The 25,131-nt window shown below is 68.6% G+C and carries 22 protein-coding genes and 1 pseudogene; 16 read left to right on the forward strand and 7 right to left on the reverse strand.

Translation table 11 applies throughout. The features are described from left to right. Positions 1-25: 25 nt before the first annotated feature. On the forward strand, positions 26-1,075 hold the full coding sequence (locus RMP09_RS03070; protein ID WP_310564537.1) for an MBL fold metallo-hydrolase: 1,050 nt from the start codon (positions 26-28) through the stop codon (positions 1,073-1,075). A 309-nt stretch (positions 1,076-1,384) separates the two neighbouring features. Here the strand turns inward: RMP09_RS03070 and RMP09_RS03075 are convergent, their stop codons facing one another. Then, positions 1,385-2,497 carry a substrate-binding domain-containing protein gene (locus RMP09_RS03075; RefSeq protein WP_310564538.1) on the reverse strand — a complete coding sequence of 371 codons (1,113 nt, stop codon included), beginning with the start codon at positions 2,495-2,497 and terminating at the stop codon, positions 1,385-1,387. Positions 2,498-2,617: 120 nt separating this feature from the next. Here RMP09_RS03075 and RMP09_RS03080 point away from each other — a divergent pair, with 120 nt between their 5' ends. The 3 genes and pseudogenes from RMP09_RS03080 (at position 2,618) to RMP09_RS03090 (ending at position 4,982) form a co-directional block, all read left to right on the forward strand. Continuing rightward, on the forward strand, positions 2,618-3,346 hold the full coding sequence (locus tag RMP09_RS03080) for an ABC transporter permease (RefSeq protein WP_310564539.1): 729 nt from the start codon (positions 2,618-2,620) through the stop codon (positions 3,344-3,346). Positions 3,347-3,480: 134 nt separating this feature from the next. Then, positions 3,481-4,134: pseudogene (locus tag RMP09_RS03085) on the forward strand (ATP-binding cassette domain-containing protein); the annotation flags it as partial. Positions 4,135-4,199: 65 nt separating this feature from the next. Further along, a complete protein-coding gene (locus RMP09_RS03090; protein WP_310564578.1) occupies positions 4,200-4,982 on the forward strand; it encodes an extracellular solute-binding protein in 783 nt (260 codons plus the stop codon). A 112-nt stretch (positions 4,983-5,094) separates the two neighbouring features. On the opposite strand, the gene modC is transcribed toward RMP09_RS03090, so the two are convergent. From modC to modA, 3 genes are all read right to left on the reverse strand, one after another. Further along, the gene (gene modC / locus RMP09_RS03095; protein ID WP_310564540.1) at positions 5,095-6,186 is read right to left on the reverse strand and encodes a molybdenum ABC transporter ATP-binding protein; all 1,092 of its coding nucleotides are present in this window, start codon (positions 6,184-6,186) and stop codon (positions 5,095-5,097) included. Next, complete coding sequence (gene modB / locus RMP09_RS03100; RefSeq protein ID WP_310564541.1) at positions 6,183-6,866, reverse strand: molybdate ABC transporter permease subunit; 684 nt, start codon at positions 6,864-6,866, stop codon at positions 6,183-6,185. The genes modC and modB overlap by 4 nt, the downstream gene beginning before the upstream one ends. Positions 6,867-6,927: 61 nt before the next feature. Then, positions 6,928-7,683 carry a molybdate ABC transporter substrate-binding protein gene (gene modA, locus RMP09_RS03105; RefSeq protein WP_310564542.1) on the reverse strand — a complete coding sequence of 252 codons (756 nt, stop codon included), beginning with the start codon at positions 7,681-7,683 and terminating at the stop codon, positions 6,928-6,930. A 600-nt stretch (positions 7,684-8,283) separates the two neighbouring features. On the opposite strand from modA, the gene RMP09_RS03110 reads away from it, so the two are divergent. Continuing rightward, positions 8,284-8,853, forward strand: coding sequence for a TetR/AcrR family transcriptional regulator (locus tag RMP09_RS03110; protein ID WP_310564543.1), 570 nt, complete (start codon positions 8,284-8,286; stop codon positions 8,851-8,853). 50 nt (positions 8,854-8,903) lie between these two features. Next, on the forward strand, positions 8,904-9,821 hold the full coding sequence (locus RMP09_RS03115) for an oxidoreductase (RefSeq protein WP_310564544.1): 918 nt from the start codon (positions 8,904-8,906) through the stop codon (positions 9,819-9,821). 190 nt (positions 9,822-10,011) lie between these two features. Here the strand turns inward: RMP09_RS03115 and RMP09_RS03120 are convergent, their stop codons facing one another. Beyond that, positions 10,012-10,440 carry a DsrE family protein gene (locus RMP09_RS03120; RefSeq protein ID WP_310564545.1) on the reverse strand — a complete coding sequence of 143 codons (429 nt, stop codon included), beginning with the start codon at positions 10,438-10,440 and terminating at the stop codon, positions 10,012-10,014. Positions 10,441-10,528: 88 nt separating this feature from the next. On the opposite strand from RMP09_RS03120, the gene RMP09_RS03125 reads away from it, so the two are divergent. The 4 genes from RMP09_RS03125 (at position 10,529) to RMP09_RS03140 (ending at position 15,815) form a co-directional block, all read left to right on the forward strand. Further along, positions 10,529-11,296, forward strand: a complete 768-nt coding sequence (locus tag RMP09_RS03125) for a TOBE domain-containing protein (RefSeq protein WP_310564546.1) — start codon at positions 10,529-10,531, stop codon at positions 11,294-11,296. A 257-nt stretch (positions 11,297-11,553) separates the two neighbouring features. Beyond that, positions 11,554-13,074 (forward strand): aldehyde dehydrogenase, encoded by a 1,521-nt coding sequence (gene adh / locus RMP09_RS03130; RefSeq protein WP_310564547.1) that lies wholly within the window; start codon positions 11,554-11,556, stop codon positions 13,072-13,074. An 81-nt stretch (positions 13,075-13,155) separates the two neighbouring features. Further along, positions 13,156-13,536: a DUF779 domain-containing protein gene (locus RMP09_RS03135; protein ID WP_310564548.1), complete on the forward strand. Its 381-nt coding sequence runs from the start codon at positions 13,156-13,158 to the stop codon at positions 13,534-13,536. 188 nt (positions 13,537-13,724) lie between these two features. Further along, on the forward strand, positions 13,725-15,815 hold the full coding sequence (locus tag RMP09_RS03140) for a TonB-dependent receptor (RefSeq protein ID WP_310564549.1): 2,091 nt from the start codon (positions 13,725-13,727) through the stop codon (positions 15,813-15,815). 143 nt (positions 15,816-15,958) lie between these two features. Here the strand turns inward: RMP09_RS03140 and RMP09_RS03145 are convergent, their stop codons facing one another. Both RMP09_RS03145 and RMP09_RS03150 read right to left on the reverse strand, forming a co-directional pair. After that, entirely contained in the window at positions 15,959-16,708 is a 750-nt protein-coding gene (locus RMP09_RS03145) for an ATP-binding cassette domain-containing protein (protein ID WP_310564550.1), read from the reverse strand. Continuing rightward, positions 16,705-17,703, reverse strand: a complete 999-nt coding sequence (locus RMP09_RS03150) for a tripartite tricarboxylate transporter substrate binding protein (RefSeq protein ID WP_310564551.1) — start codon at positions 17,701-17,703, stop codon at positions 16,705-16,707. The genes RMP09_RS03145 and RMP09_RS03150 overlap by 4 nt, the downstream gene beginning before the upstream one ends. Before the next feature lie 253 nt (positions 17,704-17,956). Between RMP09_RS03150 and RMP09_RS03155 the strand changes: the two genes are divergently transcribed. The 6 genes from RMP09_RS03155 (at position 17,957) to RMP09_RS03180 (ending at position 25,076) form a co-directional block, all read left to right on the forward strand. Continuing rightward, positions 17,957-18,958, forward strand: coding sequence for a PQQ-dependent catabolism-associated beta-propeller protein (locus RMP09_RS03155; RefSeq protein WP_310564552.1), 1,002 nt, complete (start codon positions 17,957-17,959; stop codon positions 18,956-18,958). Positions 18,959-19,119: 161 nt separating this feature from the next. Then, positions 19,120-20,250: a branched-chain amino acid ABC transporter substrate-binding protein gene (locus RMP09_RS03160; RefSeq protein WP_310564553.1), complete on the forward strand. Its 1,131-nt coding sequence runs from the start codon at positions 19,120-19,122 to the stop codon at positions 20,248-20,250. Beyond that, positions 20,232-21,068 (forward strand): ABC transporter permease, encoded by an 837-nt coding sequence (locus RMP09_RS03165; protein ID WP_310564554.1) that lies wholly within the window; start codon positions 20,232-20,234, stop codon positions 21,066-21,068. The genes RMP09_RS03160 and RMP09_RS03165 overlap by 19 nt, the downstream gene beginning before the upstream one ends. A 23-nt stretch (positions 21,069-21,091) precedes the next feature. Beyond that, positions 21,092-21,889: a quinoprotein dehydrogenase-associated SoxYZ-like carrier gene (locus tag RMP09_RS03170; RefSeq protein ID WP_310564555.1), complete on the forward strand. Its 798-nt coding sequence runs from the start codon at positions 21,092-21,094 to the stop codon at positions 21,887-21,889. A gap of 152 nt (positions 21,890-22,041) precedes the next feature. Beyond that, entirely contained in the window at positions 22,042-23,046 is a 1,005-nt protein-coding gene (locus RMP09_RS03175; RefSeq protein WP_409559676.1) for a quinoprotein relay system zinc metallohydrolase 1, read from the forward strand. A gap of 338 nt (positions 23,047-23,384) precedes the next feature. Beyond that, complete coding sequence (locus tag RMP09_RS03180) at positions 23,385-25,076, forward strand: PQQ-dependent methanol/ethanol family dehydrogenase (RefSeq protein ID WP_310564557.1); 1,692 nt, start codon at positions 23,385-23,387, stop codon at positions 25,074-25,076. Positions 25,077-25,131 lie beyond the last annotated feature (55 nt).

A 25,131-nucleotide genomic window follows, 5' to 3' on the forward strand; every position in this document is an offset into this window, starting at 1 on the left:
TGATTCGCACGACCAGGAGACACGCATGACCCGGCCCCCCCACACGCCTTCGATTTCCCCTGCGACGAACCGCCGCGCCTGGCTGCGCATGGCCAGCGGCATGGGCCTGTGCGCGGCGGGGCTGGCGCTGGTGCCCGAGGTGCGCCTGTTCGCCCAGCAGGTGCAGGAATTCATCGAAGGCCCGCCGGTGCCCGACGTGAAACCCGAACAGCTCTCGCCCCATGTGTGGATGGTCTACGCCAAGGAAGGCTTTCCGACGCAGGAAAACCAGGGCCTCATGGCCAGCATCATTTTCGTGATCACGCAAAAGGGCGTGGTGGTGCTGGACACCGGCGCCTCGGTGCAGATCGGGCAGATGGCGATCCGCATGATCAAGACCGTGACACCCCAGCCGGTGATCGCGGTCTTCAACAGCCACTACCACGGTGACCACTGGCTGGGCAACCACGCCTTTGCCGATGCCTTTGGCAAAGACCTGCCCATCCACGCGCTGGCCCACACGCGCGACCAGATCGCCGGGCACGAAGGCAACCTCTGGCGCAGCCTGATGGAGCGCTGGACTAACCAGGCCACGCTGGGCACCAAGGTCGTGGCGCCGAACAAAGTGGTGGAGCACGGCCAGGTGTTCGACTACGGCGACGTGCAGATCAAGCTGCACCACTACGGCCGGGCGCACACGCCGTCGGACCTGTGTTTTGAGATCGTGCAGGACAAGCTCACCTACATCGGCGACATCGCCATGGCCAACCGCATCGCCAACATCGACGACGGGTCGTATCCGGGCACCTTCAAGTACTACGACGCGCTCAAGCAGGCCGCCGGCGAGCAGCTCTGGCTGCCCGGCCACGGCCGCGGCAGCAAAGACCTGCTGGACACCTATGGCACGTTCATGAAGGGCATCTGGGAACCCTGCGTGCAGGCGGTCAAGGACGGCATTGCGCTGGACGGTGCCAAGGCGCTGGTGATGAAAGACCCGCGCGTGGCCAGCCGCGCCAAGACCATGGACGGCTTCGACAGCAACATCGGCAAATACACCAGCCTGGCGTACCTCGAAGCCGAGAAAGAAGCGTTTTAAGCCCACCCCTGCCGCGCTGCGCGCGACCCCCTCCAGGGGGCGACGCCAGTGGCCCGGCCAAGCCGGTTCCACGGCGTCTCTGGATCGGTTCACGCCCGCCGGAGAGCGAACCGTTGCGCACGACAGGGTCTCGGTCGAGAACGCGGTGGAACCGGCTTTGCCGGGCCACACGCGTTGCCCCTTGAGGGGCGGAGCGGCCACACGCAGTGAGCCGGCGATGGGGTGGTCAACGGGCCCGCCGCCGGGCCGCCCCAAGGCAGGCCCAGCCCCCTGGGGGGCAGCGACCCGCGCAGCGGTGGAGCGTGGGGGTCAGTTCTTCCACCAGGGCAGCAGCCGCTTCATGGCGGCCACTTCACCCGGGTGGTCCGGCTGGTAGCCGGGCAGGGCCTGCAGCTGCTGTTGCCAGCGCGCGCTGCGCAGCAGCGTCAGCAGGCTTTGCACGGCGGGCAGTTCCAGCGCCGACTTCAGGCACACCAGCAGATAGCGTTCATCGGTCAGCGGCACGAAGCCCAGGCCCTGCCGCTGCGCGGCGTACTCGGTGCCCAGGCCCACATCGGCTTCGCCGCTGGCCACGGCCTGTGCCACGGCCGCGTGCGAGCTTTCCTCGCGTTCGAACCCGGGCAGGTTTTCGGCGGCGATGCCTTCCTGCGCCAGCAGATCTTCGAGCAACAGCCGGGTGCCGGTGCCGATGGCGCGGTTGACCAGGCGCGCCTGCAGGCGCGCCACGTCGCCCAGCGTGTGCAGCCGCAAGGGGTTGCCGGGGGCGACCATCAGGCCTTGCACGCGACGCGCAAAGCCGATGATCTTGTGCGTGCCCGGCTTGAGCAGCGGGCGGTAGGTGCGAGCGCTGCGGCTGTCGGCGTCGGCAAACGGCTGGGTGTGAAAACCCGCCAGCAGGCAGCGGCCTTCGTTCAGCGCCCGGATCGCGTCCACGCTGCCGGTGAAGCGGATGTCCAGGTGCAGGTTCGGGTGGCCGTCGGCGTGTGCAGCCAGGTCCTGCAGCGCCGCCAGCGCGTGGTCGTGGCTGGCGTAGAGCGTGAGCAGTTCGCTGGGCGCCTGGTCGTCGTCGAAGGCCATGGAAAACGCACGTTCGAGCTCGGCGCGCAGGTGTTCCAGCTGCGGCCCCAGCCGCGCCTGGGCCAGGCGTTCGGCCATCAGCAGCCGCTGGCCGAACGGTGACAGCAGGGCCGCCTGGCCACGCTCCCACACCAGCAGTTCGCGGCCCAGCTGGGTTTCCCAGTCCTTGAGCTGGCCCCAGACGTGCCGGTACGACAGGCCCAGCTGCCGCGCCGCCGCCGAAATGGACCCCCGTTCGTGCACCGCGTGCAGCACGTCCATCATGGGGTTGCTCAGCAACGGCGCGCCGGTGCCGCGCGCCGGGCGCTCGGCGGCCAGGGAGTAGGACATCGCGATGCGTCTCATGGGCCGCAAGTGTGCACCAGCCCCGGCCTATGCAAGGGCCTGCCTATGTTGCCGGGTGCATACCGCGTTGCCACGTACTCACAGATGGCCCGCCGGCCTTTATGCTGCGCCGCAAGATATATGAACAGCTTTTCTGACAGCGTGGCCACCGCACTGGGGCTGGTGGTGTCGGGCGACGCGGCCCTCTGGACCATCGTGTCGCGGTCCCTGGCGGTCAGCGCCACGGCCTGCGTGTTGGCGTGTGCGCTGGGTCTGCTGCTGGGGGCCTGGCTGGCGGTGGCGCGCTTCCCGGGCCGCCCGGTGTTGCTGACCCTGCTCAACACTTTTCTGGCCATCCCGTCCGTGGTCGTGGGCCTGGTGATGTATCTGCTGCTCTCGCGTTCGGGGCCGCTGGGATTCCTGGGCTGGCTGTTCAGCTTCCAGGCCATGGTGCTGGCGCAGGCCATTCTGGTGCTGCCGCTGGTGACCGCGCTCACGCGGCAGGTGGTCGAAGACAGCGACCGCGAGCACGGCGAACAGCTCAGTTCGCTGGGCGCCGGGCGCGCGCTGCGCAGCCTGCTGATGGCCTGGGACGAGCGCTACGCGCTGCTCACCGTGCTCATCACCGCCTTCGGTCGCGCCGTGTCCGAGGTGGGGGCGGTGATGATCGTGGGCGGCAACATCGACGGCTTCACCCGCGTCATGACCACCGCCATCGCGCTGGAAACCAGCAAGGGCGACCTGCCGCTGGCGCTGGGCCTGGGCCTGGTGCTGCTGGGCGTGGTGCTGCTGCTCAACAGCGTGGTGGGCCTGTTGCGCCGCTGGCGCGAGCGGCTCGACGGTGGCGACCTGCGGATGGCCACCACATGAGGGTGGAACTCGCCCCCGTCGGCCTGGCCGGCCCGAACGTCGCGCACGCCGCGCACGCACCCTCGGTGCTGGCGCTGCGTGGCGTGTCCGTGAGCCTGGGGCCGGCGGCCCAGGTCGAGGCCCTGCGCGGCATCACGCTGTCGATCCAGGCCGGCGAACGCGTGGCGCTGGTCGGTCCCAATGGCTGCGGCAAAAGCACCTTGCTGCGCACGCTGCACGGCCTGTTGCCCATCGCGGCCGGCGAACGCGCGGTGCCCCAGGCGTCGCGCATCGCCATGCTGTTCCAGCGGCCGCACATGATGCGCATGTCGGTGCGGCGCAACCTGCAACTGGGCCTGTGGCTCAGCGGCGTGCCATGGGCCCAGACCCGCGACCGCGCCCAGCAGGCGCTGGACCGGGTGCAGCTCACGCACCTTGCCGAGCGCAACGGCCGCGCGCTCTCGGGCGGGCAGCAACAGCGCGTGGCCCTGGCCCGCGCCTGGGCGCTGCAGCCCGACGTGTGGCTGCTCGACGAGCCCACCGCCAGCCTGGACCCGCACGCCAAGCGGGAGGTGGAGTCGCTGATCGCCGACTTCGGCGCCGAGGCCCCCGCGCCCGGCCGCCTGCCGCCCACCCTGGTGTTTGCCAGCCACAACCTGGGCCAGGTCAAGCGCCTGGCCAGTCGCGTGATCTACATCGAGCAGGGGCAGGTGCTGGCCGATCTGCCGATGGACCCGTTTTTCAACCAGGACCTGCTCGAACGCTGTTCGCCGCAGGCCAGTGCATTTGTCAAAGGAGAAACCCCGTGAAATCGTTCGCTACCGCTGCTCACCATCCCCGCCGCACCGTGGTGCGCCTGCTGGCCACCGCCGGGCTGTTGTCGGCCTCGCTGCTCGGCAGCGTCGCCGCGCTGGCGCAGAGCAGCATCGTCGTGGCGTCGACCACGTCCACCGAGCAGTCGGGCCTGTTCGGCTACATGCTGCCGGCCTTCAAGCAGGCCAGCGGCATCGACATCAAGGTCGTGGCCGTGGGCACCGGCCAGGCCATCGACATGGCCCGCCGCGGCGACGCCGACGTGCTGTTTGTGCACGACAAGCTGGCCGAAGAGAAGTTCGTGGCCGACGGCTTTGCCGCCAAGCGCCAGGAGGTCATGTACAACGACTTTGTGCTGATCGGGCCCAAGGCCGACCCGGTCGGCACCAAGGGCAGCGACATCGTGGCCGCGCTCAAGAAGGTGGCGAGCAGCAACGCACCCTTCGTCTCGCGCGGCGACAAGAGCGGCACGCACGCGGCCGAGCTGCGCTACTGGAAGATGACCGACACCGACGCCAACAAGGGTTCGGGGTACAAGGAATGTGGCTGCGGCATGGGCCCGGCACTGAACATCGCGGCCTCCACCGGCGGCTATGTGCTGACCGACCGTGGCACCTGGCTCAACTTCAAGAACCGCGCCGATCTGGCGGTGCTGGTTGAAGGCGACAGGCGCCTGTTCAACCAGTACGGCGTGATGCTGGTGAGCGCCGCCAAGCACCCGCAGGTGAAAACCGCCGAAGGCCAGAAATTCGTCGACTGGGTGACCGGTTCGGCGGGCCAGAAAGCGATCGCCGACTACAAGATCGGCGGCGAGCAGCTGTTTTTCCCGAACGCGGTGAAGTGACCCCCTGCGCTGCCTGAGCGCCCGAGCCTACCGGGCGGCTCATCCGTCGATGCGCGCCGGCAAATCGCCGCCCGGCGGGCCCGGGCGCTCAGGCAGTGGGGGAGGGCGGGCCTCAGCGCACCATCGCCACGCCCTTGATCTGCGCATAGACCGCCCGCCCGGGCGCGATGCCCAGCCGCCCGCACGAGAGCTGGCTGATGCGCGACAGCAGCCGCGTGCCTTGCCCCAGTTGCAGTCCCACCAGCACCTGGCCCGGTCCGTCGTCGCTGATCTCGGTCACCGTGGCCGGCAGGATGTTGAGCACGCTGGTCTGCTCGGGGTGCAGCAGCGACAGGCTCACGTCCCGCGCCTGGATGCGCACCCGCACCGGCGTGCGCTCGGGCAGGGGCGTGCTGCGGGTCTGCGGCAGCAGCAGGGTGCCGCCGTCAAAGCGCAGTTCGCACAGGCCGCTGGTGTTGTGCAGCCCGCAGGTCACGGCCTCGATCAGCGCCGATGCGCCATCGCCGTGCGCCAGCGGCAGATCGGCCCGGGCCATCAGTTCCATCACCGGCCCTTGTGCCCGCACGCGGCCGCGCTCCAGCAGCACCAGGTGGTCGGCCAGTCGCGCCACCTCGTCCAGCGAATGGGTGACGTACACCACCGGGATGTCCAGCGCCTCGTGCAGCTGTTCCAGCCAGGGCAGGATCTCGGCCTTGCGCGCCGCGTCCAGCGCGGCAAGCGGCTCGTCCATCAGCAGCAGGCGCGGGCTGGTGGCCAGGGCGCGGGCGATGGCCACGCGCTGGCGTTCACCGCCCGAGAGCTGGTGCGGCAGCCGCTGCAGCAGGTGGCCAATGCCCAGCAGCTCCAGCCCGTGGCGCCAGTCGTGCCGGCGTTGCGCGGCGGGCGTGCGGTCAAAGCCAAAGCGCAGGTTGCGCTCCACCGTCAGGTGGTCGAACAGGCTGGCCTCCTGGAACACATAGCCCAGCGCGCGCCGGTGCGGGGGCAGGAACACGCCCGCGGCACTGTCCTGCCACACGGCGTCGCCCACCTGCACCCGGCCCTGCGCCCGCGGCTCCAGCCCGGCGAGCACGCGCAGGCAGGTCGTCTTGCCCGAACCCGAGGGGCCGAGCAGCGCGGTGATGCCCCGGCCCGGCAGCGACACGTCCACGTCCAGCGAGAACTCCGCGCGGTCCAGCCGCAGTTGCAGGTGCAGGCCGGCCGTCATGGCGCGCTCCGCCGGCTGCGCTGCTGGTACAGGTGCAGCGCCATCAGGCAGACGAAGGAAAACACCAGCATCACCGCTGCCAGCCGATGCGCGTCGGCGTACTCCAGCGCCTCCACGTGGTCGTAGATCTGCACCGACACCACCCGGGTCACACCCGGGATGTTGCCGCCCACCATCAGCACCACGCCGAACTCGCCCACCGTGTGGGCAAAACTCATGATGGCGCCGGTGACCAGGCCCGGCCGGCACAGCGGCAGCACCACGCTGAAAAACGTGTCCAGCGGCGACGCGCGCAGGCTGGCCGCCACCTCCAGCGGGCGCGGCCCCAGCGCCTCGAACGCGTTGTGCACCGGCTGCACCATGAAAGGCAGCGAATACAGCACCGAGGCCACCACCAGCCCCGGCAGCGTGAACGGCAGCGTGCCCAGTCCCAGCGCCTGCGTCCATTGCCCCACCGGCCCGTTGGGCCCCATCAGCACCAGCAGATAAAAGCCCAGCACCGACGGCGGCAGCACGACGGGCAAGGCCACCACGGTGGCCACCGGCGTCTTCAGCCACGACCGCGTGCGTGCCAGCCACCAGGCCAGCGGTGTGCCCAGCAGCAGCAGGATCAGCGTCGTCAGCGCCGACACCTTCAGCGTCAGCGCGATGGCCTGCCAGTCAGCGGCGGTCAGCAGCATGTTGAACGGCCCTCATCCGTTGGATCGAGCACCCGGCGCACACCGGCGTCGCAGGCGCGCTTCACGGTTGGTACCCATAGGCCGCGATCAGCGCCCGCCCCGACGGGCTTTGCAGCAGCTGCAACAGGGCCAGCGCCGCCTCGTTGCCCGCACCGCGGCGCAGCAGCACCGCGTCCTGGCGGATCGGGCTGTAGAGCTGCGGTGGCACCCGCCACACCGAGCCGCTGCGCAGCCGCCCATTGGCCCACACCTGCGACAGCGCCACGAAACCCACGTCGGCATTGCCGGTGAACACAAAGCCGAAGGCCTGGCCAATGCTCTCGCCCTGCACCAGCTTGGGTGCCAGCACGGCGCTCAGGCCCAGCCGTTCCATCGCCTCCAGCGCGGCCGCGCCATACGGCGCCACCTTGGGCGCGGCGTAGGCCACCTTGCCCAGGTCGGCGCGCCGCAGCACGGCGCCCTGGTCGTCCACCCGGCCCGGCTGGGCCGACCACAGCGCCAGCTGGCCCGTGGCATAGGTGAAGCGGCTGCCCGGCTGCGCCAGGCCGTCCCGCTCCAGCGCCTCGGGCACCTGGGCATTGGCCGCCAGCAACACGTCGAACGGGGCCCCGTTGCGGATCTGCGCGTACAGCTTGCCGGTGGAGCCGAGCGTGACCTTCAGCGTGTGACCGGTGGTCTTGTGCAGTTCGGCCGCCAGCGCCTTGACCGGCTCCGCAAAGTTGGCCGCTACCGCCACCTGGGCCTCGGCCGCATGGGCAGCACCCTGCGCCAGCGCGGCGCACAGCAGGGCGGACAGGCAAGACAGCAGCAGACGCATGGACCCCTCGCAACAGGACCGCCAGCGGGCGGACGGGTGGGATTCGTTATCCCGAAATGGAATAGCGAGTGTAGCGGGTGGTGGGCGGGAGGCGGGTTGGGGTGTGGTCGGCCCATGGTCGTCAGCGATGGTTTTCTCAGCAAACGACCGGTCTGCCTTGGAACGTGACCTGCGCCGACACCGCCAAGAAAGGCCGTGATGGCGGCTGCGGTCGCTCGCGCACGCCGACCAACGATCGCGACCATTTCGGCGCCGAACGGCTGGATCCGATGACCACGAAAGTACCCTCTGGGACCCGGTGGTCGACGACCGCCACATGAGCGCTTCACCGGGAACTTCATGGGCTTGTGGTGCTGTGCCAAGCCGACAGCGACCAAGGCGCATGGAGCAGCAGTGGCCGGCGGCAGCGACATCGCGCTTTGTTGTGACCTTGCTCGCGGTGTCCGAGGACGCTCGCATCGGCAACAGGCAGGGGGTGCCAGCGGCCAGGCAAGGGTTGCACGGCTCGAACGATCCGCAGGCTTCATGCAAAACCACTTGACCCGGATGTTGTTGTCGCTCTATAATTGAGCATCCACTTACTCAAACAAAGTTCAAAGTATGGCCCGTCCCCTGAGCGAGGAAAAGCGCGCAGCCTTGCTTGAGGCTGCGTCGGACCTTGTCGCCAACCTCGGCACTGGCGCCTCCACCGCGAAGATCGCGCAGGCGGCCGGCGTGTCCGAAGGAACCCTGTTCACGTACTTTCCGACCAAGGACGACCTCCTCAATCAATTGTTCGTGGAGATCGAGGCCAAGCTCGCCACGACGATGTTGGCACCGTATCCGGTGGATGTGTCACCTCGAGACCAGCTGTGTCTCGTCTGGAATCGCCTGATCGACTGGGGGCTGGCCCACTCCACATCGCGCAAGGCGCTGCGCCAGTTGAAGGTGTCGGATCGCGTGACGGCAGAGAGCCGCAGCCGCTGCCACGCCATGCTGAGGGACGCACGTGCGATCGTGGAGCGGTGTCTGTCGGGACATGCCGCTCCAGACCGGGTCGCCTTCTACATCGACACGATCCTGTTCGATCTGGCCGACATCACCATCAACGCGATCGCCTCGACGCCCAAGGAAGACAAAGCCATTCGGCAGGCCGGGTTCGACCTTTTCTGGAATGGCTCGGCCGCCTGATTTTTTTTACTCAATAAATGAGTGTTCAATTACTCATGTAAGGAACTTGTATGTCAAATCACAAAGGCTTCACCGAAGCGGATGTCCCCGATCAGTCGGGAAAGAGCTTCATCGTCACAGGCGCCAATGCTGGCGTCGGCTTCGAAGTGACGAGGGTGCTCGCGGCGAGAGGCGCGCGCGTCCTGTTGGGTTGCCGCGACCAGGCGAGGGCCAAGGAAGCCATCGCACGGATTCGGCGCATCACGCCGAGGGCGGATGTCAGCTGGCTCCCGCTGGACCTGGGCGATATCGAGAGCATTCGCGCCGCGGCCAAAGCCGTTGCAGCGGAACCGCGGATGGACGCCCTCATCAACAACGCGGGCATCATGTACCCGCCCCTGACGCGCACCAGGCAAGGGTTCGAGTCGCAGTTCGGGGTCAACCATCTGGGCGTGTTCGCGCTGACCTCGCTGCTCCTGCCCAAGCTGGCCCAAACGCCGGGATCGCGCGTCGTCGTCACGTCGAGCATCGCGCATTTCAAGGGCAAGATCGATTGGGACGACCTCAACGCTGAACACGGTTATTCGAAGGTGGTTCGCTATGGCGGCAGCAAACTGGCCAATGCGCTGTTCTTCTTCGAACTGGATCGTCGCCTGCGCGCGTCAAGGTCCCCCGTCACCGCCGTTGGTGTCCATCCGGGCGTCGCCAGTACCAACCTGGGACGGCATATGGGGCTCGCCCAATGGGCGGGGCCGATCGTCGGCATGCTCCTCAACAGTGCTGACAAAGGCGCATGGCCGGCGCTGCTGGCCGCGACGGGAAGCGTGAAGCCCGGGGGCTACTACGGGCCGATCGGATTCGGCGGCATCCGGGGTGTGGCGGGTGAGGCCAAACGAGCCCCGCGAGCCGAGGACCCGGAACTGGCAAAGCGCTTGTGGGATGTCTCCATCGCCATGACGGGTATCGACCCGGACTTGCCGTCGGTCTGAAGGCTTGCCCAACACCGATGCTAGACACCGAAGCGGCGACTCAAGCGATAGACCAGGAAAAGCTGTGACAGCCGCTTCGGGTGATCGTTGGTCTGCGGCGGATGGGCTTTTGAAACTGGTGGTTGGCGTGGCGATCTTCTGACCGATGGCATGACCGCCAGTGGCCGCTGCCAGCCAGACCACCACCGCCTCAGGGCTTGATGTACCCGTAGTGCTCGCGGAACTGCAGCTGGCCGATGCGCACGACGCCGGACGGGGTGAAGCCGGCGTCCATGACGAACTGCTCTTTCTTCAGGTCGAGCGCGCGCATCGTGAGTTCGCAGATCTCGAACTTCACGCCCCGGGCGACCAGGTCCGAGATCAGCGGGCCGTAGTCGATGTTGGGGTTCTTCTTGTCCTTGGCGCCTTCCTTGAGGAAGTGCACGCCGTCGCCCAGCGCGACCGCCACGATCTGGGTGCCCGGGGCGGTGTCGAGGTAGTTGCGCAGGGTGCGCAGGCCGGCGGTGGCCTGGGTGTCGCTGTTGTCGAAGTGGTAGACCACTTTGTCTTGCGCCAGGGCGGCGCTCATGCCCAGGACGAGGGCGGTGGTGGCGATCAGGCGCTGGATGCGGCGGTTCATGGGGCGTCTCCTTGGCAAAGGTGGATGGATAGCGCCCGCATCGTACGGCCCGGCGCAAGGCCGTGGGGTGGCGTGGAACAATGACCGCATGCCCGACACCGCCGCCCCCCACCTGACCGAAGCCCTGGGCCACGCCATCAGCGACAAGCGCCTGGAGGTGCTGCGCCGCGTGGCGGCGTCGGGCTCGATCTCGCAGGCGGCGCGTGAGGCGGGCATCAGCTACAAGGCGGCCTGGCAGGCCATCGACACGCTGACCAGCCTGAGCGGTGTGGCGCTGGTGGAGCGCACCGTGGGCGGCAGCGGCGGTGGCGGTGCGCGCATCACGCCGCAGGGCCTGCAGCTGCTGGCGCTGGCCGACGAACTGGCCCATGCTCGTGCGGCGGTGCTGGCCCGGTTTGCCGGCGGGCCGGCGCTGGCCGGTGGCCTGGGCCTGCGCACCAGCATGCGCAACCAGCTGCCGTGCGAGGTGCTGGGCAGCGAACCGCTGGCCCCCGATGACCCGATGGTGCTGATCCGCCTGCGCACGGCGGGCGGTGCGGTGCTGACGGCGAGCGTGACGCGCGAGAGCGCCGACCTGCTGGCGCTGCGGCCGGGTGCGTCGGCGCTGGCGCTGTGCAAGGCCACGGCGGTGCAGGTGCAGGCCGGTGCCCTGCCGCTGGGGCCCGCCCACGACGTGAACCGCCTGGGTGGTCGCATCGACCGCATCGCCCATGGCGAGGGGCGCGACGAGGTGGTGATCGGCCTTGACGGGGGCGGGCAGTGGGTGGGGTTTGCGGTGCATCCGTTCACCGCACGCCGCGGCCAGCGGGCCTGGGCGGCCATGGCCACGTCGGCCCTGGTGGTGGGGCTGGGTTGATCGCCTGAGACGGGCGCGTCGCTCTGCGGGTTTGTCCCGCTGGCAAGCAAGTTCATATGAACCTGTGTGCCGTTCCGCGGCGGAGCAGCTGTGCCAGGGCTGCTCTCATTTGTGTTGCACGCGGGGGCAGCACCTGTGCCACGGCACGGTGGTTTTCTCAGATTGAGTCACTTCCGGCGCCTGGCATGGAAGTTGTGGACAGGTGATCAGCCGCTTCGGCTTTTTCACTTGTTCCACCCATTCAGAGGAAGACACGCATGATCTACGCAGCTCCCGGCGCCGCAGGCGCCAAGATCACCTACAAGTCGCAGTACAACAACTTCATCGGCGGTCAGTGGGTGGCCCCGGTCAAGGGCCAGTATTTCGACGTGATCACGCCGGTCAACGGCAAGGTCTACACCCAGGCCGCGCGTTCCACCGCGGAAGACATCGAACTCGCGCTGGACGCTGCGCACGCCGCCGCCGACAAGTGGGGCAAGACCGACGCCGCCACGCGCAGCAACATCCTGCTCAAGATCGCCGACCGCATCGAAGCCAACCTGGAACTGCTGGCCTACGCCGAGACCGTGGACAACGGCAAGGCGATCCGCGAGACGCTGAACGCCGACATCCCGCTGACGGTGGACCACTTCCGTTACTTCGCCGGTGCCCTGCGTGCGCAGGAAGGTGGCATCTCCGAGATCGACGAGAACACCATGGCGTACCACATCCACGAGCCGCTGGGTGTCGTGGGCCAGATCATTCCCTGGAACTTCCCGATCCTGATGGCCGCCTGGAAACTGGCCCCCGCCCTGGGCGCCGGCAACTGCGTGGTGCTCAAGCCGGCCGAGTCCACCCCGATCTCCATCCTGATCCTGGCCGAGCTGATCGCCGACCTGCTGCCCCCGGGCGTGCTGAACATCGTCAACGGTTTCGGCCGCGAAGCCGGCATGCCGCTGGCCACCAGCAAGCGCATCGCCAAGATCGCCTTCACCGGCTCCACCACCACCGGCCGCGTCATCGCCCAGGCCGCCGCCAACAACCTGATCCCGGCCACGCTGGAACTGGGCGGCAAGTCGCCCAACATCTTCTTTGCCGACATCATGGACAAGGACGATGGTTTCCTGGACAAGGCCATCGAAGGTCTGGTGCTGTTCGCGTTCAACCAGGGTGAAGTCTGCACCTGCCCCAGCCGCGCGCTGATCCAGGAAAGCATCTACGACAAGTTCATGGAGCGTGTGCTCCAGCGCGTGGCCGCCATCAAGCACGCCAACCCGCTGGACACCGACAGCATGATGGGCGCCCAGGCGTCCAAAGAGCAGCTGACCAAGATCCTGTCCTACCTGGACCTGGGCAAGCAGGAAGGCGCGCAAGTGCTGGCCGGCGGCGCACAGGCCCACCTGGGCGGCGACCTGGACGGCGGCTACTACGTGCAGCCGACCCTGTTCAAGGGCCACAACAAGATGCGCATCTTCCAGGAAGAGATCTTTGGCCCGGTGCTGGCCGTGACCACCTTCAAGGACGAGGCCGAAGCCCTGGCCATCGCCAACGACACGCTGTACGGTCTGGGTGCCGGCGTCTGGAGCCGCAACGGCAACGTCGCCTACCGCATGGGCCGCGCCATCAAGGCCGGCCGCGTGTGGACCAACTGCTACCACGCCTACCCGGCGCACGCTGCCTTCGGTGGCTACAAGGAATCGGGCATCGGCCGTGAGACCCACAAGATGATGCTGGACCACTACCAGCAGACCAAGAACCTGCTGGTTTCCTACAGCGAGCAAAAGCTGGGCTTCTTCTGATCTGAAAAGACCAGAAGCAGGGTTTGAGGGGAGGCGGGCAACCGCTTCCCCTTTTTTGGCTTTCAGAACAAGGAGACAGACATGGTTGAAAAAGTCGTGGCGACACCGGCAGCGCTGGAGTTGATCGAGTTCCTCAAGACCAAATACGGGCCCGGCCTGATGTTCCACCAGAGCGGCGGCTGCTGCGACAACAGCGCGGCCAACTGCTACCTGCTGGGTGAGATCACCATGGGCCAGGGCGACGTGTTGTTGGGCGTCATCGGCGGTTGCGAGTTCTACATGAGCAAGACGCAGTACGCGACCTGGCGCCACACGCAGCTCATCATCGACGTGATCGAAGGCCACGGCGGCACCTTCTCGCTCGAAGGGCCTGAGGGCAAGGCCTTCCACACCCGCTCGCGCGTGTTCACGCCCGAGGAAATGGCCCAGATCGAAGCCGCCGAGCAGGCCGCCGGGGCCTGAGACAACGTGAGCGAAACCTGCACACCCGCGCGGGGTGCGCAGGCCGCCCGGGCACGCCCGACCGACTCACACCGCCCGTACAGCGGGCGGGTTGTTCCAGCACGGGACACTGGCCGCATGGCATGGAACTTGTAGCGCCAAGGGGGATGCAACAGACCGGCACCGGCCGGCCCCCACGGAGACAAGACATGCCCCGACACCCCACGTTCACCCTGCGGCCCCTGCACGCCGCGCTCTGCATCCTTCTGGCCGGCCCCGCCGGGGCCCAGACCCTGCCGGACGTGGTGGTCAGCGCCAACCGGCAGGAACAGCAGAGCTTCGATGCGCCGGCCTCGATCCACGCCGTGGGGCAGGACGCGATCGAGGCCGCCGGCCCGCGCGTGAACCTGTCCGAATCGCTCAACCGGGTGCCGGGCATCACCGTGCTCAACCGCCAGAACTACGCGCAGGACCTGCAGTTGTCCATCCGCGGCTCCGGCGCCCGATCGCCCTTTGGCATCCGCGGTGCGCGCCTCATCGTCGATGGCATTCCCGCCACCATGCCCGACGGGCAGGGCCAAGCCTCGACCATCAGCCTGCCCTCGGCCCAGCGCATCGAGGTGCTGCGCGGCCCGCTGGCCCAGCTGTACGGCAACTCGGCCGGCGGCGTGGTGCAGGTGTTCACCGCCGACGGCCCCGAGCGGCCCGAGCTGCGCATGAGCGTGGACGCCGGCCCCGATGGCCTGAGCCGCTACGGCCTGCAGGCGGCGGGGCAGAGCGGAGCGGTCAACTACGTGGTGGATGTCAGCGATTTCCAGACCGACGGCTGGCGCGAGAACAGCGCGGCCGAGCGCCAGCACCTCAATGCCAAACTGCGCTGGGACGCGAGCGAGCAGACCCGCGTGACCGTCGTGGCCAATGTGTTTGACCAGCCGGTGTCGGGCGACCCGGTGGGGCTGACGCGCGGGCAGATGGAGGACGACCCGCGCCAGGCGGTGGCCAACGCCACGCTCTACCACGCCGGCAAGGACGTGGCGCAGCGCCAGCTGGGCCTGGTGCTGGACCACCGGCTGGGCGCCGACGCCAGCGTGATGGCCCGGGTGTACGCCGGGCAGCGCGACCTGGACAACCGGCTGTCCATCCCGCTGTTCGTGCAGACCGCGCCCACGGCGTCCGGCGGTGTCGTGCGGCTGGACCGGCAATACAGCGGCGTGGGCCTGCGCTACAGCCGCCGCTTGCCGGCGGGTGACGGGCAGGTGCTGTTCAGCCTGGGGCTGGACCACGAGCGCATGGGCGAGCACCGCCAGGGCTACATCAACAACCTTGGGGTGCAGGGCGATCTCAAGCGCGACGAGCAGGACAGCGTGCACAGCACGGGGGTGTATGCGCAGGCCGACTGGGCCATCAACGAGGACTGGAGCGCGCTGGCCGGCCTGCGCGCCAACCGGGTGGCGTTCCGGGTGAAAGACGCCTTCATCACCGGGGACAACCCGGACGACAGCGGCACGGCCTCGTTCAGCGCCACCAACCCGGTGCTGGGCATCACGCGCCACCTGAGCGCCGACACCAACCTCTACGCCAACATCGGCCGCGGTTTCGAGACCCCGACCTTCACCGAGCTGGCCTACCGCGCCGACGGCAGTGGCCCCAACCTCGGGCTGGGATCGGCCAGCAGCACCCATGCGGAGCTGGGCCTGAAAACCCGGCTGACCGAACAGCAGCGGCTGGACGTGGCGCTGTTCAACATTGCCTCCCGCAACGAGATCGTGGTGGCGTCCAGCAGCGGGGGGCGCACCGTCTACGCCAACGCCGGCAGGACGCGTCGCAGCGGTGTTGAGGTCACGCACAGCGCGCAATGGACGCCCGAATGGCGCAGCCTGCTGGCGCTGTCCACGCTCAAGGCCCAGTTTGCCGAGGCCTTCACCAGCAGCGGCGGGGCCGTGGTGGCCGCGGGCAACCGCATCCCGGGCATCCTGGACCGCACGCTGTTCGCCGAACTGGCCTGGCAGCCGCGCGCCTGGGCCGGCTTCACCGGTGCGCTGGAGCTGGTGCACCGCGGCAGCATGGTGGTCAATGATCTCAACGAAGACCGCACCGATGCCGTCACGCTGTTCAACCTGCGCCTGGGCTGGCAGCAGACGGTCGGCGCCTGGACCCTGCGCGAGACCCTGCGGGTGGACAACCTGACCGACCGCGCCTACGTGGGTTCGGTGATCGTCAACGACGGCAACAAGCGCTACTTCGAGCCCGCGCCGGGGCGCCAGTGGGGCCTGGGCCTGACGGCGACGTACCGCTTCTGAGTGTGAGGGGGCCGATCGCCCTGGGCCCGTCCTTCGACAAGCTCAGGACGATCGGGCCGTCTGCCCTTTGCGCCTTTTACCCTTCGACAAGCTTCGGAAAAGCCAAGCCCAGGTCGAAGGGGGTGAACCGGGCTGCGCCCGGTTCACAGCCCCGGTTTCTGCAGCGCGCGCAGCACCTCGGTCTGGAAGTCCGGCCCCTCGGCCGCGGCCATGAAGGCGTCGATGCGGCCATCAAACCGCACCGTGCCCTGGTGCAGCAGCATCAGGCGGTCGGCGGTTTTGACTTCTTCGATCAGGTGCGTGGCCCAGAGCACGGCCAGGCCCTGGTCGCGGCACAGGCCGCGCACCGTGTCCAGCAGCTGCTGGCGCGAGGCCGGGTCCAGGCCGACGGTGGCCTCGTCCATCAGCAGCACGCGCGGCGCGTGCAACAGGGCGCGCACCAGTTCCACCTTGCGCCGCGTGCCGCCCGAGAGGCTGCGCACCACGGCCTTGGCCTGGTCTTGCAGGCCGATGGCGGCGAGCTGTGTGGCGATGCGTTCGCGCGCCACCGGGCGCGGGAGGCCGTGCAGGTCGGTGTGGAACAGCAGGTTGGCCATGACGCTCAGGTCCAGGTCCAGCGCGCTTTGCTGGAACACCACGCCCAGGCCGGCCAGGGCGCGCGCCGGGTGGCGCCGCATGTCCTGGCCCAGCACTTCGATGCTGCCCTGGTCGGGGGTGAACAGGCCGGTCAGCAGCTGCAGCAGGGTGGACTTGCCGGCCCCGTTGGGCCCCAGCAGGGCCAGCATCTCGCCGGCCTGCAGCGCCACGCTCACCCCTTTGAGCGCGGGTTTGCCGTTGTAGGCCTTGTGCAGATCGCGCGCGCTCAGCACGGCGGGGGTCGGGGCAAGGCTCATGATTTGGGCGGGGCCAGCAGGTTCATGCGCGCCAGCAGTTGCTTCTCGCGTTCCACCATGGCCAGCACAGCCTGGCGGTAGTCGCGGGTGTTGAGGTAGTCGATGGACTGATCGTAGCGGGCCAGCGCGCCCGCGTGGCGTTCGCTGAACATGGCCTTGTGGAAGGCGTCGTGCAGTTTCTGGACCACCGCCGCCGGCGTGCCGGCCGGCGCGGCCAGGCCCCAGGGCGAGGTGTAGACCGCCTGCGGGTAGCCCAGCTCGCGCATGGTCGGCGCGGCGGGCCAGCGCGGGTTGCGCGCGGCGTTGAAGGTGGCCAGCAGGCGCATCTGGCCCTTGTCCACCCAGGGCGCAAAGCCGGTGGAGTTGACCCCGGCCATGATCTGCGCGCCCGCGATGGCCAGCATCTGGTCGGCCGTGCCTTTGTAGGGCACGTGCACGTATTTCACGTTGTGCTGCAGCAGGATCTCTTCCATCGCCAGGTGGGCGGTGGTGCCGATGCCGGTGGAACCCAGGGTCAGTTCGCCCGGGTGTCGCACGGCCCAGTCGACCAGGTCGTGGACCGACTTGAACGGGCTGCTGGCCGGCACCAGCAGGCCGAAGCTCACGCCCGAGACCTGCACGATGGGCGCGAGGTCGGTGACCGGGTCCCAGGGCACGTGGTTCATCAGCGCGTGGCGGTAGACCGTGATCGGCACCTGTCCGATGGTGTGGCCGTCGGGTTCGGCCGCCTTGAGCGCCGGCGCCACCAGCGTGCCGGCGGCGCCGGGTTTGTTGACCACCACCACCGTCTGGCCCAGCAGGGGTTCGGCTTCTTCGGCCAGGATGCGGATGGTCAGGTCCGTCTGGCCACCGGCGGGCCAGGGCACGATCAGCTGCACGGGTTTGCTGGGAAAGGGCGCCTGCGCCCGCGCGGCCGGCCAGACCGACCCCATGGCCAGGGCCGCCGCACCGCCCAGCCAATGCCGGCGCGAACAGCGGGTTGCACCGTCGTGCAACGCATCAAGGGTTTGCCCTGTGTCATTTTTGAACGCTGTGCGCGGCGGGGTGTGTGTCATGGCGGCTGTGGGGTGTTGTGTCGGGCCTGTGGCGGCGGGTGCGGCCCTTGTCTCGCCGGTGTGGGAGGCAAATTCCGTTCCCGTTGCCTGCGGCCCGGCCGCTGGCACCTTTTTTGCACCAGTCCGTGTGCGCAGACCATGCCTGCACGCGGTCCTTGAAGACCGTTTTCACAACAACAGGAGACAAGACCCCATGGCCCCAGGCGCCCCCCGTGCCTTTGCTGGCGTTCGTTGCACCGTTGCGGCCCTGTGTGCCGCCGCGGTCTGCTGGGGCTTCAGCCCGCAGGCCCTGGCCCAGGGCAAGGTCTACGTGTCCAGCGAGAAGGACCACAAGGTCTACGTGTTCAACGCGGCGGGCGAGCGCCAGGCCGCCATCGAGGTGTGCCAGCGTCCGCGCGACATGTCGTTCAGCCCCGATGGCTCGCAGATCTATGTGATCTGCGGCGACAGCAACGCCATGGGGGTGGTGAACCTGGCCAGTGGCCAGCTGACCGGCACCGTGCCGCTGGGCGAAAGCCCGGAGATGTTCGACCTCAGCCCCGACGGCAAGACCGCCTACGTGTCGGTCGAGGACGACAGCGTGCTGGCCGCCTACGACCTGGCCAGCAAGAAACCCTTGTTCGAGGTCAAGACCGGTGGCGAGCCCGAAGGGGTGCTGGTCACGCCCGACGGCAAGACGGCCTACGTCACGTCCGAAGTGGCCAACGTGGTCCACGTGATCGACCTGGGCACGAAGAAGGTGGTCAAGAACATCAAGGTCGGCAAGCGGCCGCGCCGCTTCGCGCTCGTGGCCGGTGGCGGCGAGCTGTGGGTGACCAACGAACTGGACGCCAGCGTGAGCGTGGTGGACACCCGGACCCACACCGAAAAGCAGAAGATCCGGTTCACCGTCAAGGGCATGCGCGAGACCGACATCACGCCCGTGGGCATGACGCTCAGCCCCGACGGCAAGACGATGTGGGTGGGCCTGGGACGCGCCAACCACGTGGTCGAGGTGGACGTGGCCAGCAAGGCGGTCCGGCGCCAGGTGCTGGTCGGCAAACGCGCCTGGGGCATGGGCGTGTCGCCCGACGGCAAGACGCTGTACGTGGCCAACGGCCTGTCGGACGACATGACGCTGATCGACACCGCGTCGGGCAAGGCGATCAGGACCGTGCCGGCTGGTCGCGTGCCACACACCATCCTCGTGAAATGACCCCCCCCCGTTGCTTGCTCGCTGCGCGTAGCCGCATCCCCCCCCAGGGGGGCGCTCCCAGCGGCCCGGCCAAGCCGGTTCTGCGGGAGCCCTGGATGGGTCTGTGGCGCTCTGCCGGTTTGGCGTTGCTGTGTGTGCTTGGTTGGTTTTCTCAGCCGGCATTGGCTGCCACGAAAGTCACCATCGCAGTGGTGTCGCTCGACGGCGATCCGCGCCACGCGCCGCGGCGGCTGGAGAAGGCCTACCCCGGTCACCCGACCGGGCGCGCCATCGATGGCGTGAAGCTGGCGGCCGAGGATTCGGCCTTCGAGCTGGACGCGGCCGGCATCAGCCTGGTGGTCAAGGACGTGGTGCTGCCGAACGTGGCCGGCCTGGCGAAAGCGCTGGCCGATCTGAAAGCGGCCAAGGTGCAGCACATCGTGGCCGACCTGCCGGCGCCCGAGCTGCGCGCGCTGGTGCAGGCCGCACCCGCCGCGCTGGGTGGCGCCATCGTGCTCAACGCTGCGGCCGATGACGACGCGCTGCGCGGCGCCCAGTGCGCCGCCCACCTGCTGCACACCGTGCCCAGCCGCGCCATGCTCAGCGACGCGCTGGCGCAGTACCTGGCGGCGCGCAACTGGCGCAAGGCGCTGGTGCTGCAGGGGCCGCTGCCGGGCGATGCGCTGATGGCCGAGGCCTTCAACCGCTCGGCCAAACGCTACGGCGTCAAGGCCACGGCCAGCAAACCTTTCAAGCTCACCGGCGACCCGCGCGAGCGCGACCTGGGCAATGTGCGCCTGCTCACCGGCAGCGACCGCGAGCACGAGGTGGTGGCGGTGCTCGACAGCGACGGCGAGTTCGCCCGCACCGTGCCCTACGCGACGCAGCTGCCGCGGCCGGTGGTGGGCGCCAACGGCCTGGTGGCCGTGCCCTGGCATCCGCTGTGGGAGCGCAACGGCGGCCCACAGCTCTCACGCCGTTTTGCCAAGGGGGCCTTGCGGCCGATGACGGGCCACGACTGGGCCGCCTGGATGGCCGGGCGGGCCGTGGCCACCGTGCTGGCCGAGCTGCCCAAGGCGCCCATCGCGCAGCAGCTCAAGGCCCTGCGCGGCGGGCCGGTGGCGGTGGACGGTTTCAAGGGGCCGCGCCTGAGCTTCCGCGCCTGGGACGGCCAGTTGCGCCAGCCCATCCTGCTCAGCCATGTGGATGGCGTGGTCGGCGTGGCCCCGCTGGACGGCGTGCTGCACCCGAAAGAAATCATGGACACCCTGGGCGTGGACGAAGCGGAGAGCGCATGCAAGCAACGACCCTGAACCAGCCGCCGGCCCTGTTGCCGCACCTGCTGCGCGCGCTGCGTGCGGTGGTCGGGCGCGAGATCGGCCGCTTCCTGCGTCAGCCCACGCGCCTGGGCTCGGCGCTGGTGCGGCCGCTGCTGTGGTTCGTGGTGTTCTCGGCCGGTTTCCACAACGTGTTCGGCGTGGCGATCGCGCCGCCCTACGAAACCTACGTCGAATACAAGGAATACATGGTGCCCGGCCTGCTGGGCATGGTCGCCTTGTTCAACGGGATGCAGAGCTCGCTGTCCATGGTCTACGACCGCGAGATGGGCGTGATGCGCCTGCTGCTGACCGCGCCCCTGGCGCGCGGCTGGCTGCTGGCCTTCAAGCTGCTGGCGGGCACCGCGCTGTCGCTGCTGCAGATGGTGGTGTTTCTGCTGATCGCCTGGGCCTTCGGGGTCGAGGTGCCGCTGGCCCACCTGCCGGCGGCCCTGCTGGCCATGGTGTGTGGCGCGGTGATGCTGGCCTCGGTCGGGCTGGTGCTCTCGGTCTACGTCAAGCAGCTGGAGAACTTCGCCGGCACCATGAACTTCGTGATCTTCCCGATGTTCTTCATCAGCCCGGCGCTGTACCCGCTGTGGAAGCTGGAAGAGTCGGGCGCCTGGTGGCTGCTCAAGCTCGCGCAGGCCAACCCCTTCACCCACGCGGTGGAGGCGATCCGTTTTGCACTGTACGGGCAGTTCAACGGCACGGCCTGGGCGGTGGTGCTGGGCTGCACGGTGGTGTTCTTTCTGGCCGCGCTGTGGGGTTACGACCCGCAACGCGGCTGGGTCAGCAAGAAGCCCGGCGGCTGAGCACAACAACAGGAGATGACGTGATGCGCTTCACAGGAACCCGCCGTCAATGGCTGCAGGCCGCGGCCTCACTGGTGGCCGCTCCCGTGCTGGCTCAGGACGACCAGACCGGCGGCGATCCGCTGGGCTCCATGCAGTACCCCGGCCTGCGCGAGCAGACCATCGGCCAGGCCAGCGCCCGGTTCACCGAGCAGGTGCTGGTCAAGGGCCCGGCCTTTGCCGACGACGCGATGAACGTGCCCCTGCTGGTGGATGCCCGCGGACTGGATGCTGTGGGTGGGGGCGTGCAGCGCATCCGTGTTTCGGTGGACCGCAACCCGGTGCGCCAGGTGCTGGACTTTGAACCGCTGCGCGCGCTGCCCATGCTGGCCTTTCGCATCCGCATGGAACAGGCCTCGCCGGTGCGCGCCTTTGTGCAGACGCGCGACGGCCAGTGGCACGTGGGCAGCACCTGGGTGCAGGCGGCGGGGGGCGGCTGCACGGTGCCGGGTCTCACGCGGGCCGATGGCTCGTGGAGCAGGACCCTGGGCCAGGTGCAGGCGCGCTTTTTCAACAACGTGATCGATGGCAGCCGCCGCCTGCGCCTGCGGGTGATGCACCCCATGGACACCGGGCTGGTGGCGGGCGTGCCGGCGTTCTACATCGAACAGATGGAACTGCAGGACCCGGACGGCCGGCCCTGGTGGCGCATCGCGCTGCACGAGCCGGTGTCCGAGAACCCGCTCATCACCTTCGAGCTGCCCACGCTCTCGCCCAAGGCGTTTCGCCTGGTCGGGCGCGACAACAACGGCAACCGCATCGACGCCGAGGTGTCCGTATGAGCCCCCTTGCGATCCATCGCCTACGGCGCCGTTTCGCGGCTCCACCGCTGCGCGGGTCGCTGCCCCTGGAACGGGAAGGGACCCGGTCCTTGCCGGGTCCGGGGGCTGATCCGGCTTGGGGCGGCCCGGCGCCGGATCGGAGGGCGGTGCGGGTGAGGCGCCTGTCGTGGATGCTGCTGGCGCTGTGCGCCAGCGCATCACAGGCCCAGCCGGTGCCGGTGCCGCCGTTGGCTTCGAAGCCCGACCTGGCGCGGCTGGACTACGACCTGAAACCGCGCCAGATCGCGCCCGGCACCTGGGTGATCGAAGGCGAGGTGGCCGACTTCAGCCGCGCCAACGGCTGCAACATCATCAACACCGGCTTCATCGTCACCGGCGACGGGGTGGTGGTCATCAACACCGGCCCCTCGCGCCTGTACGGCGAGCAGCAGCGCCGGGCCATCGAGCGCGTCACGCGCGAGCCGGTGCGCCGCGTGATCGCGCTCAACCTGCACCCCGACTATTTCTTTGGCCACCAGGCCTGGGCCGACCGGCCCACGCAGGCCCTGGCCGGCAGTGTGGCCGGCATGCAGGCCGAAGGCAGCGCCTATGCCGACAACCTCTACCGCCTGTGCGGCGACTGGATGAAAGGCACCGAGTCCACGCCCGCGCGCGAGAGCCTGGACCCCAAGGCCCTGCCGCAGACGCTGCAGGTGGGTGGCCACCGGCTGGAGCTGCGCCGCCTGCACGGCCACACGGCCGACGACCTGGTGCTGATCGACCACACCACGGGTGTGCTGTTCGCCGGTGGGCTGGTGTTCGCCGAGCGCGTGCCCACCACGCCCCACGCCCAGTTCGCGCCGTGGACGGCCAGCCTGGACACGCTGGCGCAGTGGCACGCGGCGGGGCAGTTCCGCACCGTGGTGCCCAGCCACGGCCCGGTGCACGACGGCACGGCCGGCATCGGCCAGACGCGCGACTGGCTGCAGTGGCTGGGCGCGCAGATGCAAGGCAGCGCCGAACGCGGCCTGGACCTGGGCGAGGTGCTGCGCCTGCCGGTGCCCGAGCGTTTTGCCCGCTGGGCCGCGCAGCCGGCCGAGCTGCACCGCAGCCTGACGCAGTGGTACCCGCGCTACGAGCAGCAGGTGCTGGGCGGCACCACGCCCGCGCCGCGCTGAGCGCGTCGCACTGCGCCCCGCTGTTGCACCGCGGGTTGCGACATTTCTGAACACTGTCACAGCGGTGACGCAACGGACCGGGCGGCCGGGACACACCGCGCCCGCTCGACGGGCAAAAAAAGGGTGGTGCGGGCGCTCCAGAGCCCCGGATCGGCCCGTGAAAACCCTAGGTGTGTCACTGGCACAGAAGTTGCCATTTATCAAAGCGTGCCAGTCACCGGCTGGAGGGAAACCCACAGCGAGCAGCCGGGCGGCACGAGAGCCAAGCCACAGACACATCAACCTCACGCACGAGCAGGAGACACACAGTGAAACGCACTCTATTGAGCCTTTTGGTCATGGCCGCCACGGCCCACGTTGGCGCCCAGGGCGTGACCGACGCGATGATCGCCAACGACGCCGCCACGCCCGACAACGTCCTGAGCTGGGGCCTGGGCACGCAAGGCCAGCGCCATTCGACGCTGACCGGCATCAACGAAAAAACCATCAGCAAGCTGGTGCCCGTGTGGTCCATGTCCTTCGGTGGTGAAAAGCAGCGCGGCCAGCAAAGCCAGCCGCTGGTGAACAACGGCAAGATGTTCGTCACCGCGTCCTACTCGCGCATCTACGCGGTGGACACCAAGACCGGCAAGAAGCTCTGGAAGTACGAGCACCGCCTGCCCGAAGGCATCATGCCCTGCTGCGACGTGATCAACCGCGGCGCCGCCCTGTACGACAACCTGGTCATCTTCGGCACGCTGGACGCCCAGCTGGTCGCCCTGGACCAGAACACCGGCAAGGTGGTCTGGCGCGAGAAGATCGACGACTACTCTGCGGGCTACAGCTACACCGCCGCCCCCCTGATCGCCGAAGGCCTGCTGCTGACCGGTGTGTCCGGTGGTGAGTTCGGTGTGGTCGGTCGCGTGGAAGCGCGCGACCCCAAGACCGGCAAGATGGTCTGGTCCCGCCCCGTGGTCGAAGGCCACATGGGCTACAAGGACGGCAAGGAAAACGGCATCACCGGCACCACCAACGCCACCTGGCCGGGCGAGACCTGGAAGACCGGCGGCGCCGCCACCTGGCTGGGCGGCACCTACGACGCCAAGACCGGCCTGGCCTACTTCGGCACCGGCAACCCGGGCCCGTGGAACAGCCACGTGCGCAAGGGCGACAACCTCTATTCCGCCTCGACCGTCGCCATCGACGTGAAGACCGGCCAGATCAAGTGGCACTACCAGACCACGCCCAACGACGGCTGGGACTACGACGGCGTGAACGAGTTCATCACCTTCGACATGGACGGCAAGCGCGTCGGCGCCAAGGCCGACCGCAACGGCTTCTTCTACGTGATGGACGCCGAAAACGGCAAGCTGCTCAACGCATTCCCCTTCGTCAAGAAGGTGACCTGGGCCACCGGCATCGACCTCAAGACCGGCCGCCCGAACTACGACCCGGCCAACCGCCCGGGCGACCCGACCGCCGCCGGTGGCGACGGTGCCAAGGGCAAGTCCGTGTTCTCGGCCCCGGGCTTCCTGGGTGGCAAGAACCAGATGCCCATGGCCTACAGCCCCAAGACCGGTCTGTTCTACGTGCCCACCAACGAATGGGGCATGGAGATCTGGAACGAGCCCATCACCTACAAGAAGGGCGCGGCCTACCTGGGCGCCGGCTTCACCATCAAGCCGCTGTTCGACGACCACATCGGCTCGCTGCGCGCGATCGATCCCAAGACCGGCAAGGTGGCCTGGGAAGTCAAGAACGAGGCCCCGCTCTGGGGTGGCGTGCTGACCGCGGGTGACCTGGTGTTCTGGGGCACGCCCGAGGGCTATCTGAAGGCTGCCGACGCCAAGACCGGCAAGGTGGTGTGGCAGTTCCAGACCGGCTCCGGCGTGGTCGCGCCTCCCATCACCTGGACCGAAGGCGGCGAGCAGTACGTCTCCGTCGTGTCCGGCTGGGGCGGTGCGGTTCCCCTGTGGGGCGGTGAAGTGGCCAAGAAGGTCAACTTCCTGGAACAGGGCGGCTCGGTCTGGACCTTCAAGCTCATGAAGTGATTTTTCAGCGGCGGCAGGGAACGGCCTGATCGGGCTGGGGGCCCTGCCATGTACG

Source organism: Hydrogenophaga sp. (assembly GCF_031426985.1).
Taxonomy (GTDB): domain Bacteria; phylum Pseudomonadota; class Gammaproteobacteria; order Burkholderiales; family Burkholderiaceae_C; genus Hydrogenophaga.